Source organism: Pseudomonas rossensis (assembly GCF_039888995.1).
Lineage (GTDB): Bacteria > Pseudomonadota > Gammaproteobacteria > Pseudomonadales > Pseudomonadaceae > Aquipseudomonas > Aquipseudomonas rossensis.
In genome coordinates this window covers 1-2,799 of record NZ_JBBWCB010000266.1, presented here as the reverse complement: position 1 = coordinate 2,799, position 2,799 = coordinate 1, and the positions used below count along the sequence as shown (strand labels likewise).

Below are 2,799 nucleotides of genomic sequence, written 5' to 3'. Positions count from 1 at the left end.
GTTCTGAGATGGGTGGGGCTGAGAGGTGGGGAGTTTATCAGGATTGGGGTTGCGGGGCTTAGGTGAGGCTTACTGTGATTGTTCAGGAAATCTGAGCAACGGCATGGGAGGAAATTGACTGGATCGCTATGAGTAAATAAGTCTGTCCTCATTTTTCCGAAAAGTATCAAGTCCAGACCATTGCGTTATAGGGCTGTTCACATTGGTTATATCGGCGCTACAACATTCGGCTACCGTCATCATTAATACCGTGTGTTGAAGTTATGTTTGCCTCTGCTGCGATACACCCACAGTCCCCAAACACGAGGAAACCATGATGCGCTCCCACAAAGCTGTCGCTGTTTCGCTGGCCTTGCTTAGCGCAGCCTTCCTGGCATCTGCCGCCCAGGCCGAGGGAGCGGGTTTGATTACCGCCACCCCATCCGAACTCAAGTGGACAGCTGCGCCGTCGGTGGGGCCCGGCGCGATGATTGCAGTGATTGAAGGTGACCTGAAAGCCGCCGAGCCCTTCACCCTGCGCTTGAAGCTGCCGGCAAATACGAAAATCGGCGTGCATACCCATCCCGTGACCGAGCGCGTAACCGTTATCTCGGGCACCTTCTACTTCGCCACCGGAGACAAATTCGATTCGGCACGGGCCAAAGCCTATAACCCGGGGGACACCCTGATCATTCCCGTCGGCATGTCGATGTACGGCGCCAGTCGAGAACAGGAAACTGTGCTCCAACTCCACGGCACGGGGCCTTGGGGGATCACCTACCTCAACCCGGCGGACGACCCTAGGAACAGCAAGATGTAGCGAGCGACAACCATGTGGAACGACTCAATAGCAGAAAAGGGGACTGATTTATTTTTCCGAGTTTGCTTGGCTGCGGCGAGGAGCAAAAAGCCGGCCAATCACCAGTTTTTTTCTGCGCAGTTCAAAGGTCGTCCAAATCAGGGAAGTCGAGCTTTCCAACAATCCAGGGCCCTACGATATCGCTACGCACCGTCCGAAGGAACGAACCCCATTCCTTGCGATTGTGAGCATCCGGCCCCGTAACCGCAAGCAACAGGTATTCATCCCTGAAGTCGTCGTAGGCATAGATGAGCCAGAAGTCATTGTCAGGATCATCGACCAGTGCGGTTCGATAATACTGACGACTGATTTTTGCCCAGCGGCTCTGTGTCTCTTCTGTACTTGCGAGATGAATATGATGCATGTCGCTCAGGTCGAGCTTTTCGTCTCTACCGAAAATGGCAGGCAGATCGCCGAACAATTTATAGTTGTAGAACTGTGCGGCAATTGTTTTCCAGTGTTTTACTTTTTGAAAGACTGCAGCAATTTTGACTGCCGGCATCCAGGCCTACTTTGTAATGGGGAGCTTGCCAGTGATCACAAACGTATCGAATACTTTCTGCCCATCACGCGCTGCTTCCCGAACATCCAGGAACGTCAGTTCTCTATGGACCTTTCTGCGTGGCTTGTCGGTTTTTTTAGTGGTGGCCATCGGAGCCTCGGAAGGATGTGTATTCATGCTGACCAGCTTATGTGATTGATGGTATCCGGGCAAACCGCAAAAGGCGGTACACGGAGCGTGTTTTTGCTGCCAGCTTCCATGAATCCGAAGGGGCGTCCGAGAAGGGCGCCCCTTTGTGACGTCAGGACGGTTCAGCATCCATACGTCTGGCAACGACATCCAGCACATCACAGCCATCGCGCAAGGGTATGCAGCAAAGCATTGCGAAGTCGCTGAGGATCACCGAGTCCGTGGTGATGTCGCCGCGCATTGCGAGGTTTTCCAGGATCTGCGTTACCGCGCCAATTCGGTAGCGTGCGGTGCTAAGCAGTGAGTGCAGCGGTTGGGTGGTGTTTACATACAGCGAGGGAAGGTCGTCGGCGTTGCTGGTTAAAGCCATAAAGTCTTTCATGTGAAGCTCCATTAATTGAGAAGAACTACTACTCAATCGTCGCCAAACGAATGGGTGGTAGCCGTACGCGGGTTGGCGAACCGGGCAATGGAGAAACCGGCAGACCCTAAGGTCTCCCGCGCACAGCCACCATAAAACAGGCAGCTAAATGCGTTCCGAAACGCTCCGGAAATGCTCGAAGGTTTCAGTTCAATTGCCATCGAGTCGCCAAACCCGACACGCCATTTTGGCGTTGGGTGGACTATAGGCCTCGTGACAAAAGCACAGCAATGGACAAGTGTACGGACAATTCCCAGAGTCGTGTAGGACGTTGCTCTTTTAACAGTTTGTCCGGAGAACGCCCTTTTTTGCCTCAAGCAATCACTACCTGAACCAACGCTGTCACCCAGCAAAGTTTCATAATTCCCGGCGGGCATGCGGCATAGGATGACTCCCTAAGGTCACCGCGCTTCCAACCCACAGGGAACTGAAAAATGATCTCGAACCTCTTTAAAGTCGCTCTGATCTCCGGTGCGTTGCTATTGAGCGCCTGTTCGGGTGCAGGCACCCATAGCGAATATTCGGAAGCCACCCTGCCGTCTGCCGGTTTTGGTCCGGGGCCTACCAACAACCCCAATAAGATGAATTTCCATGGCAGTGCGCTCGGCAACAGCTTCGGCGAGTACAGTTCGGGGTTGTTGCACGACGATTAACGGCGGAAGTGTTTCCGCCGTTTTGCGTTTTGCCTGATGTGCCGTGAGCTTTGGGGTGGCGACTGCTGCGCAGTCGGACGCAGGCTTCGCCAGCTGCTATGTATGGACTCGCCCCCACTGTCTACCCGCTTTTGAAAAACCGCCGCCCCGTTGCATCTATGTATCAGGCCTATTCGAGGAAGCCGTCTTCGGCTTC

4 protein-coding genes are annotated in these 2,799 nt (G+C 53.8%); 2 read left to right on the top strand and 2 right to left on the bottom strand.

Annotation, left to right across the window (positions count from 1 at the left end):
• Window positions 1–316 precede the first annotated feature (316 nt).
• Complete coding sequence (locus WLY71_RS30245; protein ID WP_347806506.1) at window positions 317–799, top strand: cupin domain-containing protein; 483 nt, start codon at window positions 317–319, stop codon at window positions 797–799.
• 121 nt (window positions 800–920) lie between these two features.
• On the opposite strand, the gene WLY71_RS30240 is transcribed toward WLY71_RS30245, so the two are convergent.
• Together WLY71_RS30240 and WLY71_RS30235 are read right to left on the bottom strand one after the other, a co-directional pair.
• Complete coding sequence (locus WLY71_RS30240) at window positions 921–1,340, bottom strand: type II toxin-antitoxin system YafO family toxin (RefSeq protein WP_347806505.1); 420 nt, start codon at window positions 1,338–1,340, stop codon at window positions 921–923.
• A 301-nt stretch (window positions 1,341–1,641) separates the two neighbouring features.
• Window positions 1,642–1,911: a short-chain dehydrogenase gene (locus tag WLY71_RS30235; protein ID WP_347806504.1), complete on the bottom strand. Its 270-nt coding sequence runs from the start codon at window positions 1,909–1,911 to the stop codon at window positions 1,642–1,644.
• A 473-nt stretch (window positions 1,912–2,384) separates the two neighbouring features.
• Between WLY71_RS30235 and WLY71_RS30230 the strand changes: the two genes are divergently transcribed.
• Window positions 2,385–2,603 carry a hypothetical protein gene (locus tag WLY71_RS30230; RefSeq protein WP_347806503.1) on the top strand — a complete coding sequence of 73 codons (219 nt, stop codon included), beginning with the start codon at window positions 2,385–2,387 and terminating at the stop codon, window positions 2,601–2,603.
• Window positions 2,604–2,799 lie beyond the last annotated feature (196 nt).